The following is a 14,003-nucleotide window of genomic DNA, read 5'->3' as shown; positions in this document are numbered from 1 at the left end:
GTGCGGATGGGGCACCGGCCGGCCCGCCTTTACGTCTGCCCGCACAACCCCCACGGTTAGATACCGAACGCGCTGTTTTCTTTCACCAGTTACGATTGTTTTGCCGGATGTGCACCCGCACTCCGGCACACTGGTGTGATGAGCGCCGTCTGAGGGTGAGTTATCGTGTACGGGGGGTAAAAACAAACGGCATGACCCGTTCATTTCCGTCCCGGGAGAGTTCAGCCGATGGCGAGGCAGTTGCGAGCCGAGCAGACCCGCTCGACGATCATCACGGCAGCCGCTGACCTGTTCGACCGTCGCGGCTACGAATCGACCAGTCTCAGCGACATCGTGGAGCACGCTCAGGTCACCAAGGGTGCCCTGTATTTCCACTTCGCGGCGAAGGAGGATCTCGCCCACGCGATCCTCGAACTCCAGTCGCACACCGCCAACCGCCTGGCGACGGAGACCGACAACCGCGGCCACACCTCACTGGAGGCGCTGATGCGCCTGACGTTCGGCATCACCCGCATGTCCGTCGAGGACCCGGTCCTGAGGGCCGGCCTGCGGCTCGCCACCGGCGGGATCCAGCCGCGGCCGCCGCTGAGCCACCCCTTCACGGAGTGGCTGGACATCGTCACCAACCGGCTCGTCGGCGCGGTCAAGGAATCCGACGTCCACCCGGACATCGACGTCGATGTGGTGGCCCACTCCCTGGTCTGTTTCTTCGTCGGCACCCGGGTCGTGGGCCGCTCCCGCGAGCCCGTCGCGCGGCAGCCCCGCAGGACGGCCGAGATGTGGAACATACTCATCCGCAGCCTGGTCCCGGTGACCCGCCGCGCCCGCTATCTGAGCCTGGCGGCCCGCCTGGAACGGGAGATCGCCCCGGTCTGACCGGCCCCACCCGGGCCTGAGTCCCGCGCGCTACGGTGAGCCGCATGCCCGACACCCCCTCCGCACCCGTGCTCCTCGGCGACCAGCCGGGCTCGTTCCCCCACAGCGTGCTGGCCGAGCGGCACCCCGCGATCATCCGCCAGGTCCGCGAGGCCTTCCCCTACGAACCCGGGCAGCACCGCGCGCTCGACGACCTGCTGGAGAACTGCACCAAGGGCGGGATCGAACCGCTCCCCGCTGACGCGCACGACCGGGACCTCTGGGAGACCTGGGGGCTGCGCGAGTACACCGGCCGCTCCTGGTTCGACGTGCCGTGGCTGTGGTCCGAGAGCTGGTTCTACCGCCGACTGCTCCAGGCCGTCGGCTGGTTCGGGCCGGGCCCCTGGCAGGGCATCGACCCCTTCCGCCCCTTCAAACTGGCCGAACTCGACTCCGCCGAGACGGACGAGGAGCTGGCCGCACTCGACGACCTCGCGCACCAGCCCGCCGGCGACCAGGCACAGGCCCTGCTGCACGGCTCCCTCTGGGGCAATAGGGCCGACCTGGGCTTCCGCCTCTCCGCCGAGGGAGCGCGGGACGCGGACGCCGCGCCCGGTCTGGTGGCCGACGACAGCGACAGGCTGTGGTCCGTGCTCGGCGGCAGCGGCAGCGGCACCGGCACCGGGGCTGGAACCGGCACCTTGTGCCTGGTCGCCGACAACGCGGGCCGCGAACTCGTGCCCGACCTGCTGCTCATCGCCCACCTCCTGGCCCACGGCCGGATCGGCCGGGCGGTCCTGCACGTCAAGCCGTACCCCTACTACGTCTCCGACGCCACCACCGCCGACGTCGTCGACGCACTGCGCCGGCTCACCGGAGCCGGGGGAGCGGCCGCCGACTTCGGACGGCAGCTGTGGTCGGCCCTGGCCGACGGCCGCCTCGTCCTGCGCGCCCACCCCTTCTCCAGCGCCCCGCTGCCGTACGAGGAGATGCCCGCGGACCTGCGCGCCGAGTTCGCCTCGGCCACGCTCACGATCTTCAAGGGCGACCTCAACTACCGCCGCCTGGTGGGCGACCGGCTCTGGTCCCCGACGACCCCCTTCACGGACGTCACCGCGTACTTCCCCGGTCCGGTCGCCGCCCTGCGCACCCTGAAGTCCGACGTGATCACCGGACTCGACAGCCGCACGGAGGCCGAACTGGTCGCGACGGAGGACCAGCGCTGGCGCACCAGCGGTACCCACGCGCTGATCCAGGTGAGGATCCCCGGCTAGGCCGAGCCATCTCCAAAGCACCTGCGTTCACGTTCGATTCACGCGATGGTGTGATCATGTGCCGCCCCGCGGATGCCGCCGCGGGGCGCCGGGTAGGGCCCGGCCATGACGCAGCCGTTCGAACTCCCGCACTTCTACATGCCGCACCCCGCGCGGCTGAACCCTCACCTCGAAGAGGCCCGCGCCCACTCGACGGGATGGGCGCGCGAGATGGGCATGCTGGAGGGGTCCGGCGTCTGGGAGCAGGCCGACCTCGACGCGCACGACTACGGCCTGCTCTGCGCCTACACCCACCCCGACTGCGACGGCCCGGCCCTCTCCCTCATCACGGACTGGTACGTGTGGGTCTTCTTCTTCGACGACCACTTCCTGGAGATGTACAAGCGCAGCCAGGACCGCCTCGCCGGCAAGGCCCACCTGGACCGGCTGCCCCTGTTCATGCCGCTGGACCTCTCGACTCCCGTACCGGAACCGCAGAACCCCGTCGAGGCGGGCCTGGCCGATCTGTGGGCGCGCACCGTGCCGAAGATGTCGGAGGGCTGGCGGCGCCGCTTCGCCGTGGCCACCGAGCATCTGCTGAACGAGTCCATGTGGGAGCTGTCCAACATCAACGAGGGGCGGATCTCCAACCCCGTCGAGTACATCGAGATGCGCCGCAAGGTGGGCGGCGCCCCCTGGTCGGCGGGGCTCGTGGAGTACGCGACCGCCGAAGTGCCCGCCGCCGTCGCCGGGTCGCGGCCGCTGAGGGTGCTGATGGAGACGTTCTCCGACGCCGTGCATCTGCGCAACGACCTGTTCTCCTACCAGCGGGAGGTCGAGGACGAGGGCGAGCTCAGCAACGGCGTGCTCGTCCTGGAGACCTTCTTCGGCTGCACCACCCAGGAGGCCGCCGACACCGTCAACGACGTCCTCACCTCCCGCCTCCACCAGTTCGAGCACACGGCGTTCACCGAAGTGCCCGCGGTGGCCCTGGACAAGGGGCTCACCCCGGACGAGGTGGCGGCCGTCGCGGCGTATACGAAGGGGCTGCAGGACTGGCAGTCCGGCGGCCACGAGTGGCATCTGCGCTCCAGCCGCTACATGAACGAGAACGCGCGCGGCGGCCAGCCCTGGCCGGGCTGCAGCGGCATGGGCACCTCCGCCGCCGACGTCCGAACCCTTCTCGCCGCCACCGGCGTCGAGCGGCTGCGCTCGTACACGCACGTGCCGTACCAGAAGGTCGGGCCGTCCCGGATCCCCGACATCCGCATGCCGTTCCCGCTGGGACTCAGCCCGCACCTCGACGACGCCCGCCGGAATCTGCGCCACTGGGCGGACCGGATGGGCATCCTCGCCGAGGGCGTCTGGGACGAGGACAAGCTCAGGGCCTACGACCTCGCGCTGTGCTCGGCGGGCCTCGACCCCGACGCCACACCCGAGGCCCTCGACCTCAGCGCGCAGTGGCTCGCCTGGGGCACCTACGGCGACGACTACTACCCGCTGGTCTACGGCCACCGGCGTGATCTGGCCGCCGCCCGGCTGACCACGGCCCGGCTGTCCGACTGCATGCCGGTCGACGGCGAGACGCCGCCGGTCCCGGCCGACGCCATGGAGCGCGGGCTGGTCGACCTGTGGCTGCGCACCACCGCGGACATGACGCCCGAGGCGCGGCGCACCCTGAAGGACTCGGTCAACGTCATGACCGAGAGCTGGGTCTGGGAACTGTCCAACCAGCTGCAGAACCGCGTCCCCGACCCGGTCGACTACCTGGAGATGCGCCGCGCGACCTTCGGCTCCGACCTCACCCTCAGCCTGTGCCGGATGGGGCACGGCCCGGCCGTCCCGCCCGAGGTCTACCGCAGCGGCCCGGTCCGCTCCCTGGAGAACGCCGCGATCGACTTCGCGTGCCTGACCAACGACGTGTTCTCGTACCAGAAGGAGATCGAGTACGAGGGCGAGATCCACAACGCGATCCTCGTCGTGCAGTCCTTCTTCGGCTGTGACTACCCGGCCGCGCTCGGCATCGTGCACGACCTGATGAGCCAGCGCATGCGACAGTTCGAGCATGTGGTCGAGCACGAACTGCCCGTCCTGTACGACGACTTCCAGCTCTCCGACGAGGCCCGCGCCATCATGGGGGAGTACGTCGCGGACCTGCGGAACTGGCTGGCGGGCATCCTGCACTGGCACCGCGAGGTGGACCGCTACAAGGCACCCTGGCTGGCCCGGCGCGCCCACGGGTTCCTCCCGGACCGGGCCCCCGCCGTGCCCGTGCCCGCTCTCGGCTGAGGCGGCGTTTTCAGGCCAGATCGACTCGGAACGGGGCATCACGGACCCCCCGGCGGCGCGCCGGGGGTCTTCCTGTGTGAGGTGAACAGACAACGCACCACACGGGGGTTTCCACCTTGCAACTCGCGTAAGAGCCAAGCCGAGTTCGTCTGTTCCTCCTGCGGCTTCACCTGCAACGCGGACACCAACGCCAGTATCAACTCGCGGCAGGACAGGGCGGGATCCCCCGCCCCCGGCGAACAGCCGGTGCTGGAGGGGTGACAACGGCCACTCGCCGTTCGAGCGCCCGTGAACCTCAGCCCACATGGGCTGGAATCCCCCTCACGAGGACATGGGCATGATGCGGTTCGACCATGGCGGGGCCCAGGGCGGCCACGGGGAGGGCCACACGGGCTGATCCGATCCCCTGACAGGACTCCATGGCCGCTTCCGGCGCCGGTCAGTCTCACTCGTTCGTGGCTCGTCGCGTGCCGAGGTGCCGGGTAGAGCACCAGCCGTGATCGTTCCGCATCCGCCGGAGGCGATCGGCACCACCCGGAGGCGAGCCATGGAACAGACCGCGCTGCGACCCAAGCCGATGCCCGGTCAGGAACCCGACGCGACGGCGGCGGCCACTGAGGCCGGTCCGGCCCGGCCGCGCCCGCGCACCGCCCGGCGGCGCGGCCGGCGGCTCGTCAACGCGCTGTTCGCCGCCTTCCTGGGCGCGGTCCTCGTCCTCTCCGGGATCGGCCTCGGGGTAGCGGGCGTCACGATGACCGGCACGGGCGGAGTCCTCGACCCGCGAGGGTGGCGCAAGCCGACGGCCCCCGGCCCCTCGCCGTCCGCCGCCGCGTCCTTGCCCGCCGCCGTGACCCTCGGCGTGCAGGTCATGGACGCCGGGAAGCCGGGAGCCGTGGTCGTCGGGATCCATGTCCCCGGCCCGGGACACGCGGCGGGCCTGGAGCGCGGCGACCTGCTCCTCGTCTTCGGCAGAACCCGCATCGACACGGCCGCCGACCTGGCCCGGGCCGTCGCCCGTGCCCGGCCCGGTTCCGAGGTCCGGCTGACGGTGCGGCACCGCAGCGGTGGCTACGAGCAGCTGACGGTCGTACCGGCCGTCGTCACGTGACCACCCGGAAGTGGCTCGTGAGCCGCCCCGTGTCGTCCAGGACGTGGAAGGCGAGTCCGGGCGGCGCGTCCCGGTCCGCGACCTGATCGCCCTCCCAGGGCAGCCGCAGCGTCCACGTCACGCCGGGGCCGGTGACCAGCGGCCGCCCCGCGAACGAGGTGGCGGCGGGGGTGTGGGCGTGGCCGGTGATCAGGCCGGCGATCTCGGGCCGGCGTGCCAGCAGGCCGGCCAGCCGGTCGGCATGACGCAGCCGGCAGGAGTCGGGCAGGGGGTGGTGCAGCGCCACCGGCGGGTGGTGGAAGGCGAGCAGGGCCGGAAGGTCCCCGTCGAGTTCGTCCAGGGTCGCCTCGATCCAGTCGTACGTCTCCTCGTCCAGCTCCCCGTCGTCGCTCCCCGGGACGCTGGAGTCGCACATCAGCACGGCGCCGTCGTCGAAGACCTGCACGCTGTTGACCGGCCCCTCGGCCCCGGGCAGGCCCAGCAGCGCCTTGCGATAGGGCACGCGGCTGTCGTGGTTGCCCGGGCAGGTCAGCACGGGGAACGGGGCGTCGCCGTCGCGCAGCCCGAGCAGGCGGGCCGCCTCCTCGTACTCCGGCTCCGTGCCGTGGTCGGCGATGTCCCCGGTCACCAGCAGCGCGTCGACCCGGCCCGGCAGTTCCCGCAACCGGTCGCGGACGCGCTCGGCGCGCTCCGTCGCCCGCGCGCTCCCGTCCAGATGCAGATCGCTGATGTGTGCGAGTACGAGCACGGCCGTACGTCCCCTCGTTCGAGCGGGTAATGGATGCAGTGAATCTAAGCATTAGCGCTAATGGATGGGCAATCATCTGCCGTTAGTGGTGATGTTCGGATGATGTCCGCAGACGGCTCGCGCCGCCCCCTCCGGCCGGGCAGGATGTCTGCCCGTAGCCCCTTCGCCCGTCCTGGGAGGCCCGGATGACCGGAAGCACGGCCGCGTCCTTCACCGCCGACGACTACAGGGCCCGCATGGAGCGCGCCGCGCGGGACGCCGCCGAGGCGGGTCTCGCGGGCCTGCTGGTGGCCCCCGGACCGGACCTGGTCTGGCTCACCGGCTACACGCCCCCCGCGGTCACCGAACGGCTCACCCTGCTGGTCCTCGCCGCCGGGCAGGAACCCGTCCTCGTCGTCCCCGCCCTGGAGGCCCCGGACGCGCACAAGGCGGCCGGCGCGCCCGCCCTGACCCTGCGCGACTGGACCGACGGCAAGGACCCCTACGCCGCCACCGCCGCCCTCCTCGACGCCTCGGGCCGCTTCGGCATCAGCGACAACGCCTGGGCCCTGCACCTGCTGGCGCTGCGGCAGGCCATGCCCGCCAGTTCCTACGCCTCGCTCACCGAGGCCCTGCCGATGCTGCGCGCCGTCAAGGACGCGGCCGAACTGGAGCTCATGGCGGCCGCGGGAGCCGCCGCCGACGCGACGTTCGAGGAGATCCGGAACGTCCCGTTCGCCGGCCGCCGGGAATCCGAGGTGGCGGCGGACCTCGACCGGCATCTGCGCCGGCACGGACACGAGCAGGTCGACTTCACCATCGTCGCCTCCGGCCCGAACGGCGCCAACCCGCACCACGAGGCGGGCGACCGCGTCATCGAACGCGGCGACATGGTCGTGCTCGACTTCGGCGGCCTGCGGGACGGCTACGGCTCCGACACCTCCCGCACGGTCCACGTCGGCGAACCCACCGACGAGGAACGCCGCGTGCACGACATCGTGCGCGCCGCCCAGGAGGCCGGCTTCCGCGCCGTGCGGCCGGGCGCAGGCTGCCAGGACGTCGACCGGGCCGCCCGCGCGGTCATCGCCGACGCCGGCTACGGCGAGTACTTCATCCACCGCACCGGACACGGCATCGGCGTCACCACCCACGAACCGCCGTACATGATCGAGGGCGAGCGGCGGCCCCTCGTGCCCGGCATGTGCTTCTCCGTGGAACCCGGCATCTACCTGCCGGGCCGGTTCGGCGTGCGCATCGAGGACATCGTGACCGTCACCGAGGACGGCGGGCGGCGCCTGAACACCACCTCCCGCGAGCTGGTCATAGTGGAGTGACGCCACCATGCCCCCACCACGCCTCCCGAACGGCAACGGCGCGACCATGACCCAGGCACCGACACCCACCGCGGACACCGTCCGCCGGCTGGTCCGTTCCCTCCTCAAGGACGGCAAGGAGACCAAGCAGGGAAGGGAAGGCACCGGACCCGACGTCCGGCCCGCCACCCAGGGCGCCGAACCCGCCACCTGGTGGGTCGGCACCCGCCATGTGCTGCGCCTCGCCCCCGACCGCGACGCCACCGTGCGCCAGCGCCGCGAACTGCGCCTGCGCGACCTCGTCCGCCCGCACATCCCGGTCGCGGTGCCGGCCAGCGTGGCGCACGGCGAGTGGGCGGCCGGGCTGACCTACACCCTGGACACCAAGGTGCCCGGCGGCTCGGGGGAGGAGCACGATGTGTCCGCCGTCGGCGAGGCCGACCTCGCGGCACTGCTCACCGGGCTGCGCGAGGTGCCGGTCCGGCAGGCAGAGACCCTCGGTGTGCCGCGCGCCGCGCCGCGCTCCCTGGAGGCGCTGCGCCGGGCCGCCGTACGCGCCGCCGAACTCTGCGCCGACGCCGACGAGTTCGACGCCGCACGCCTGCACCAGCTCACCCAGGCGGCCGCGGCCCAGCTCGCCGCACAGTCCGGCTCGGCGGTCCTCACCCACCACGCGCTCACCGGCGGCCACCTCGTGGTCAGCGCCGACGGCCGGGTGCGCGGCGTCCTCGGCTGGGCCGGCGCGGTCGTCGGCGACCCGGCCGAGGACATCGCGGGACTCGCGCTCGCCGTCGGCTCACCCGCCGCCGTACGCGCCGCCACCCTCGCCGGCTACGGCGCCCGGCCCTGTCTGCGCGGCCTGTGGCTCGCCCGCTGCGACACCGTCGTCCAGCTCGCCGAGGCCCTCACGGGCGGCGACGCGGGCCGGCTCACGGTGTCGCGGACGCGGCTGCGCCACGCCTGGGAGCCGATCCTGCTGGAACGCGTGACGGACCTGCGCGAGACGGACGACGACGCCCTGTAGCCGGGCGCCGCCGCAGCCGCCTCACTCCTGCAGCAGCACCACGCCCGACTCCCCGGGCAGCCGCACCACCCCGTCGGCCCCGGGCGTCTCGACCGGCTCCCACGCGGCCAGGACGCGCGCGTGCGCCACGCCGAGCGACAGCGTCGCCGGTTCCCGCGCCAGGTTCACCGCGACGAGGACGTCCCCGCGCCGGAAGGCGATCCAGCGACGCTGCTCGTCGCAGGCCACCTTGGTGTCGGCGAGGTCGGGGTCGGTCAGATCGGGCTGCTCGTGACGCAGGGCGAGAAGCCGCCGGTACCAGGCCAGCACGCGCGCGTGCGGCTCGCGTTCCGGTTCGGACCAGTCGAGGCAGGAGCGGTCTCGGGTCGCCGGATCCTGCGGGTCGGGCACGTCCTCCTCCTTCCAGCCGTGCGCCGCGAACTCCCGCCGCCTGCCCCGCCGTACGGCGTCGGCGAGCTCCGGGTCGGTGTGGTCGGTGAAGAACTGCCAGGGCGTGCCGGCCGCCCACTCCTCGCCCATGAAGAGCATCGGCGTGAACGGCGCCGTCAGCGTCAGCGTCGCCGCACAGGCCAGCAGCCCCGGGGAGAGCTGGGCCGAAAGCCGGTCCCCCTGGGCGCGGTTGCCGACCTGGTCGTGGGTCTGGCTGTAGCCGAGGAGCCGGTGCGCGGCCACGCGCGTGCGGTCCAGGGGGCGTCCGTGGTGCCGCTCGCGGAAGCTCGAGTACGTCCCGTCGTGGAACCAGCCGCCGCTGAGGGTCTTGGCGAGCCCGCCGAGCCCAGCGCGCGCGAAGTCGGCGTAGTAGCCCTGCGACTCGCCGGTCAGCGTGGTGTGCAGGGCGTGGTGGAAGTCGTCGTTCCACTGCGCGTGCAGCCCGAAGCCGTTCTCCGAGCGGGAGGTGATGAGCCGCGGGTCGTTGAGGTCCGACTCGGCGACCAGGAACAGCGGCCGGTCCACCTCGGCGGCCAAAGCGTCCACGGCCGACGACAGTTCCTCCAGGAAGTGCCGCGCCCGGGTGTCCACCAGCGCGTGCACCGCGTCCAGGCGCAGCCCGTCGATCCGGTAGTCGCGCAGCCACGCCAGCGCGCTGCCGACGAGGAAGGCGCGCACCTCGTCCGACCCGGGAGCGTCCAGATTGACCGCGGCGCCCCAGGGCGTGTGGTGCGTGTCCGTGAGATACGGCCCGAAGACCGGCAGGTAGTTGCCGGACGGGCCGAAGTGGTTGTGCACCACGTCGAGGACCACGCCCAGGCCGAGTTCGTGGGCCCGGTCGACGAAGCGTTTCAGCGCCTCGGGTCCGCCGTACGGCTCGTGCACCGCCCACAGCGAGACGCCCTCGTACCCCCAGCCGTGCGTGCCGGGGAAGGGGCACAGCGGCATCAGCTGCACATGCGTGACGCCCAGTTCGGCGAGATGGCCGAGCCGCTCGGCGGCCGCGTCCAGGGTGCCCTCGCGCGTGTACGTCCCCACGTGCAGCTCGTACAGCACCGCGCCGGGCAGCGGCCGCCCGGTCCACCGCGCGCGCCACGCGTACCGCTCGTGGTCGACGACCGCGCTCAGCCCGTCCGGGCCGTCCGGCTGCCGCCGCGAGCGCGGATCGGGCAGCACGGGCCCCTCGTCCAGCGCGAAGCCGTACCGGGACCCGTCGCGCGCCTCGGTCTCGCCCCGCCACCACCCCGGCCGTTCCGGATCGCGCTCCAACGCGTGCGTCACGCCGTCGCACTGGAGCGTCACTCGGCCGGCCTGCGGTGCCCACACCTCGAACTGCACGGACGGTTCCCCTTCGTCTGCTCACCGTGATGTAGCCCGTCCATGGTGCGTCAAAAGAGATCAATCCGCTGGCGCATCCTCCCTTTTGCGGCAGGTGTCGCCGGGTACGCGCGCGTGGCGGCCGTTTTCCCGTTTTCTGGACAGCCCGGCCGCGCTGCCCGACAATCACCAGCGTGACGTCGTCCTTCGAGTTCAACACGTACCCCGCGCGGCTCTCCGACGTGGAGCGCGACAGGGCGCTGAAGGTGCTCCGTGACGGCGTCGCCATGGGCCGCCTGTCCCACGACACGTTCGTCCGTCGCATGGAGCTGGCGCTGGCCGCCCGCCGCCCGGACGAGCTCGCCGTGCTCACCGCGGACCTGCCCACGGAGAGCCGGCTCTCCCGGATGGTGTTCGGCACCGTCGAGGCGGTCTCCGGGTTCACCGTGCGGCTGCGCCGGGCCTGGCAGGCCGAGCGGCTGCCCAAGCTGCTGCTGCCGCACCCGGCGAACGGCCATCCGCTGCGCATAGGCCGCGACCCCGCCAGCGGGCTGCGCCTCAACCACGAGACCGTCTCCCGCGTGCACGCCGAACTCCGCCACCAGGGCGGCATGTGGGTCCTGCGCGACCTCGGCTCCACCAACGGCACGACCGTGAACGGCCGGCGGGTCGTCGGCGCGGCCCTCGTCCGCGAGGGCGACCAGGTCGGCTTCGGGCAGATGACGTTCCGGCTGACCGGGGTCCGGCCGGCGTCCGGCTGACCTGAAACCGAGGCACTCCCGGGCTCCGGCCTGGGAGTTGTCGGCTGCCCGTCCGTCAGGGGTGGCTCAAAACCCGTTGCCGTCCATGGTGTTGACGTACCCCTGAAGTCGTGACTCACTGTGCGTACGCCATCTACACCTGGTGAAGCGACGGCACCGCATGGGGGAGGTGTGCCCTGCCGCCCCTCCCGCGTTTTCCGACCGTCGACGAACTGGGCGCCCGGGCCGCAGCCCTCGTCGCCCGCCACCCCCGTGACGCCCGGCTGCGCCGGATCGGCACCTCCCGCGCGGGCACCCCCCTGTGGCTGCTCTCCGTCGGGCACGGCAGCCGTCAGGCCCTGGTCGTCGCCGGCCCGCACGCCAACGAACCCGTGGGCGGCGCCACCGTGCTGCGCCTGGCCGAGCGTGCCCTGGCCGACGCACGGCTCACCGAGGGCGCCGACGCCACCTGGAACCTGCTGCTCTGCCTCGACCCGGACGGGCTGCGCCGCAACGAGGGCTGGCTCACCGGCCCGTACACCCTCGGCCGGTACTTCCGGAACTTCTTCCGGCCCGGCTTCCTCGAACAGCCCGAGTGGCTGCCCGACGGCGCGGCCGGCGCCGCCCTGCCCGAGACCCGTGCGCTGCTCGACGTCCAGGACGAGCTGCGCCCGTTCCTCCAGTGCTCCCTGCACGGCGTGGACATCGGCGGCGGCTTCGTCGAGCTCACCCGCGACCTGCCCGGCCTCGCCCCGCGTCTCGCCCGCATCGCCGCCCGGCTCGGCATTCCCCGCGAACTCGGCGCGTACGACGCCCTGTACTGGCCCGGCCTCGGGCCCGCCGTCTACCGGATCCCGCCGCCGCGCCGGGCCGGCCTCGCCGCGGCCATCACGGAGGCGGCCGTCGAGTCGACGTGGTTCCACCCGCACCGGCACGGCACCGTCACCGCGGTCGTCGAGGCGCCCATGTGGGGCGTGGCGGCCGTGTCGGACGGCTCCCCGCCCGCCGACCAGGACGCGGTGCTACGGGCCGTCAGCCGCGCCCTGCGCCATGACACGGGGCTCCTGCGGCACCTGCTGGCCCGGATCCGCCCGCACCTGGCCCACGTGCCCGAAGCGGCGCGCCTGCTCGCCCCGGTCGACGACTATTTACTGGTCTGCCCCGGCCTCGCCGACGCCTGGGACCCCGAGACCGGCGACGGCGCGGCCCACCCCCTCCCGCCCCTGACCACCGCCCACCTGGCCGCCCTGCGCATCTCCGGGCGACGGCTGGTGCTGCGCACCGCGGGGCTGCTGCACCAGCTCGTGCGGGCGGCGGGCCGCGACCCGGCCGGGGCCCTGCCGGAGCTGGACCGGCTGATCGACGAGTGCTGCGCCGACTACCGCGACGGCTGCGGGGCGCGCTGGATCCCGGTGGCACGCCAGGCGGAGTACCAGGCACGCGTGGTGCTCTGTGCCTCCGAGCTGGCCGCGCGGCACACAGGCGCCCGGGAGGCCGGGGCGGCGGTGCCGATGCGGCGCGACTGAACGCCGCAGGGGCCTACGACGCCCCCTCGCGCGCGTGCAGCGCCGCCGCGACCACCGTGCGGGACTGGTGCTCGACCTGGTGCTCCAAGGGCACCCAGCGGGCGCGGAAACGTTCCGCGAAAGCGTCGCTCCAGGTCGCGACCAGTTCCTCGAGCTGCTTGGCCGCCCGTTCGTCGGTCCCGCGCAGCACCCGCAGCAGCATGGCCGCCGCCCGCAGCGGCACGCGCCGCACGAACGCGTCCACACTGCCGACGTACGCCATGGTGCGGTCGGCGGGCGGGGTGTGGACCAGGTCGGCGGCAAGCCCCGGCACCAGCTCCAGACCCCACTGCGCGGCCCGCAGCAACGGCCCGTCCAGGTCCGCCAGCCGGGGCAGCGCGCCGTCGAGCACGCGCGTCACCTCCAGCGCGTCGCGCTGCAGCCGGCCCGCGAGCCGGCCGATCGCCGCCGCCGGGGCCGGATGCGGAGCCGGGTCGTCCACCAGGTCGCTCGCCCACATCGGCACCTCGACCACCGCGGTCAGACCGCCGTACCGATGGGCGTGGAACCAGGTGCTGTGCCGCGCGTCGTCCGGCAGGCTCGGGTACGCCGGACCGATCCCCGGCGCGGGCATCACATGCACCCCCGGCCCGGAGGCCGGCCAGCCCGCGGCGTCCGAGGCACCGGTCTCCACCGGGATGTGCAACTCCGCGGCGGACTTGACGAACGGCTCGGCCAGCCCGGGCACGTCCTTCGTCAGCTGCACCCAGCTGCCGCCCAGATCCGTGCCGTGCAGGGTCACCTGGAGATAGGGCCGCAACTCGTCGATGACGCCCGTCAGGGCCAGGGTCTCGGGCGGCAGCCGGTCGGGCGGCAGCACGGACGGCGCCCACTCCGGCTGCTCCGGGCCCGCGGGGCGGAAGAAGCCGAGGTGGTAGTCGAACAGGCTGCGCGGCGCCGGTGTCACATGCAGGCTCGCCCCGTCGGGGTCCGCGCACAGCAGGAAGTGCCAGGACATGCCGTCCCGCAACTCCCGCTGCGCCAGCACCCGCCGGGCGAGTGCGAGCAGGGTGCAGGAGCCGGTCGGCTCGTTGGCGTGGGCGCCGGCGACCACCAGTACGGCTCGGCGGGCGTGGCCCACGGACAGCAGGTGCAGAGGTCTGCCGGCCCGCGAGGCACCCACCTGCCGCAGGGTGCACACTCCAGGGCGGTGAGCGGTCAACGCCCGGGCAGCAGAGACCAATTCGGTCACCGTCGGGTAGCGCAGCTCCGGCAGGACACTCACCCCCGTCACATCCGCCCGAGTTCGCAGTCGCAGTACCCCACGGCCATGGTGCGGTGTCAAGAGCACGGCCGGGGAGCCTCCAGGGGGCGCCCGGAAGCACCGACGGCGGGAGTGCGGCGGGAGCCGTGAACGGTGTGTGGCCCCTGCTGAGGGCGTGG

The 14,003-nt window shown here is 73.1% G+C and carries 12 protein-coding genes; 9 read left to right on the top strand and 3 right to left on the bottom strand.

All coding sequences use genetic code 11. From position 1 onward, the window contains the following. The first annotated feature begins 228 nt into the window (after nt 1-228). The 5 genes from ACWIF2_RS19420 (at nt 229) to ACWIF2_RS19400 (ending at nt 5,505) form a co-directional block, all read left to right on the top strand. Nucleotides 229-876 carry a ScbR family autoregulator-binding transcription factor gene (locus ACWIF2_RS19420; protein ID WP_454361735.1) on the top strand — a complete coding sequence of 216 codons (648 nt, stop codon included), beginning with the start codon at nt 229-231 and terminating at the stop codon, nt 874-876. Nucleotides 877-920: 44 nt separating this feature from the next. Next, nucleotides 921-2,129 (top strand): damage-control phosphatase ARMT1 family protein, encoded by a 1,209-nt coding sequence (locus tag ACWIF2_RS19415; RefSeq protein WP_454361734.1) that lies wholly within the window; start codon nt 921-923, stop codon nt 2,127-2,129. Between the two features lie 105 nt (nt 2,130-2,234). Further along, nucleotides 2,235-4,397: a germacradienol/geosmin synthase Cyc2 gene (cyc2, locus tag ACWIF2_RS19410; protein ID WP_454361733.1), complete on the top strand. Its 2,163-nt coding sequence runs from the start codon at nt 2,235-2,237 to the stop codon at nt 4,395-4,397. Nucleotides 4,398-4,478: 81 nt separating this feature from the next. Beyond that, nucleotides 4,479-4,658 (top strand): zinc ribbon domain-containing protein, encoded by a 180-nt coding sequence (locus ACWIF2_RS19405; RefSeq protein WP_454361732.1) that lies wholly within the window; start codon nt 4,479-4,481, stop codon nt 4,656-4,658. A 286-nt stretch (nt 4,659-4,944) separates the two neighbouring features. Beyond that, on the top strand, nt 4,945-5,505 hold the full coding sequence (locus ACWIF2_RS19400) for a PDZ domain-containing protein (protein ID WP_454361731.1): 561 nt from the start codon (nt 4,945-4,947) through the stop codon (nt 5,503-5,505). Here the strand turns inward: ACWIF2_RS19400 and ACWIF2_RS19395 are convergent. Then, nucleotides 5,498-6,253 (bottom strand): phosphodiesterase, encoded by a 756-nt coding sequence (locus tag ACWIF2_RS19395; RefSeq protein WP_454361730.1) that lies wholly within the window; start codon nt 6,251-6,253, stop codon nt 5,498-5,500. The genes ACWIF2_RS19400 and ACWIF2_RS19395 overlap by 8 nt on opposite strands. Nucleotides 6,254-6,438: 185 nt before the next feature. Here ACWIF2_RS19395 and ACWIF2_RS19390 point away from each other — a divergent pair, with 185 nt between their 5' ends. Then, nucleotides 6,439-7,566: an aminopeptidase P family protein gene (locus ACWIF2_RS19390; protein ID WP_454361729.1), complete on the top strand. Its 1,128-nt coding sequence runs from the start codon at nt 6,439-6,441 to the stop codon at nt 7,564-7,566. 46 nt (nt 7,567-7,612) lie between these two features. Next, nucleotides 7,613-8,569, top strand: a complete 957-nt coding sequence (locus ACWIF2_RS19385; protein ID WP_454361739.1) for an aminoglycoside phosphotransferase family protein — start codon at nt 7,613-7,615, stop codon at nt 8,567-8,569. Nucleotides 8,570-8,590: 21 nt separating this feature from the next. Here the strand turns inward: ACWIF2_RS19385 and treZ are convergent, their stop codons facing one another. Further along, nucleotides 8,591-10,336 (bottom strand): malto-oligosyltrehalose trehalohydrolase, encoded by a 1,746-nt coding sequence (treZ, locus tag ACWIF2_RS19380; RefSeq protein WP_454361728.1) that lies wholly within the window; start codon nt 10,334-10,336, stop codon nt 8,591-8,593. A 173-nt stretch (nt 10,337-10,509) separates the two neighbouring features. Here treZ and ACWIF2_RS19375 point away from each other — a divergent pair, with 173 nt between their 5' ends. Both ACWIF2_RS19375 and ACWIF2_RS19370 read left to right on the top strand, forming a co-directional pair. Then, entirely contained in the window at nt 10,510-11,076 is a 567-nt protein-coding gene (locus ACWIF2_RS19375) for an FHA domain-containing protein (protein ID WP_454361727.1), read from the top strand. A 176-nt stretch (nt 11,077-11,252) separates the two neighbouring features. Then, nucleotides 11,253-12,581 carry a M14 family zinc carboxypeptidase gene (locus ACWIF2_RS19370; protein WP_454361738.1) on the top strand — a complete coding sequence of 443 codons (1,329 nt, stop codon included), beginning with the start codon at nt 11,253-11,255 and terminating at the stop codon, nt 12,579-12,581. A 13-nt stretch (nt 12,582-12,594) separates the two neighbouring features. Here ACWIF2_RS19370 and ACWIF2_RS19365 read toward each other — a convergent pair whose 3' ends face one another. Beyond that, nucleotides 12,595-13,845 carry a M14 family zinc carboxypeptidase gene (locus ACWIF2_RS19365; protein WP_454361726.1) on the bottom strand — a complete coding sequence of 417 codons (1,251 nt, stop codon included), beginning with the start codon at nt 13,843-13,845 and terminating at the stop codon, nt 12,595-12,597. Nucleotides 13,846-14,003 lie beyond the last annotated feature (158 nt).

This window comes from Streptomyces sp. NPDC055506 (assembly GCF_053643595.1).
Note: the sequence above shows the minus strand (reverse complement) of the source record. Positions and strands in the feature narration are given on the sequence as shown.

Coding starts and splice junctions, on each gene's coding strand:
- ACWIF2_RS19390 (WP_454361729.1), top strand. CDS start 6,439: ATGACCGGAAGCACGGCCGCGTCCTTCACCGCCGACGACTACAGGGCC.
- cyc2 (WP_454361733.1), top strand. CDS start 2,235: ATGACGCAGCCGTTCGAACTCCCGCACTTCTACATGCCGCACCCCGCG.
- ACWIF2_RS19385 (WP_454361739.1), top strand. CDS start 7,613: ATGACCCAGGCACCGACACCCACCGCGGACACCGTCCGCCGGCTGGTC.
- ACWIF2_RS19420 (WP_454361735.1), top strand. CDS start 229: ATGGCGAGGCAGTTGCGAGCCGAGCAGACCCGCTCGACGATCATCACG.
- ACWIF2_RS19400 (WP_454361731.1), top strand. CDS start 4,945: ATGGAACAGACCGCGCTGCGACCCAAGCCGATGCCCGGTCAGGAACCC.
- ACWIF2_RS19415 (WP_454361734.1), top strand. CDS start 921: ATGCCCGACACCCCCTCCGCACCCGTGCTCCTCGGCGACCAGCCGGGC.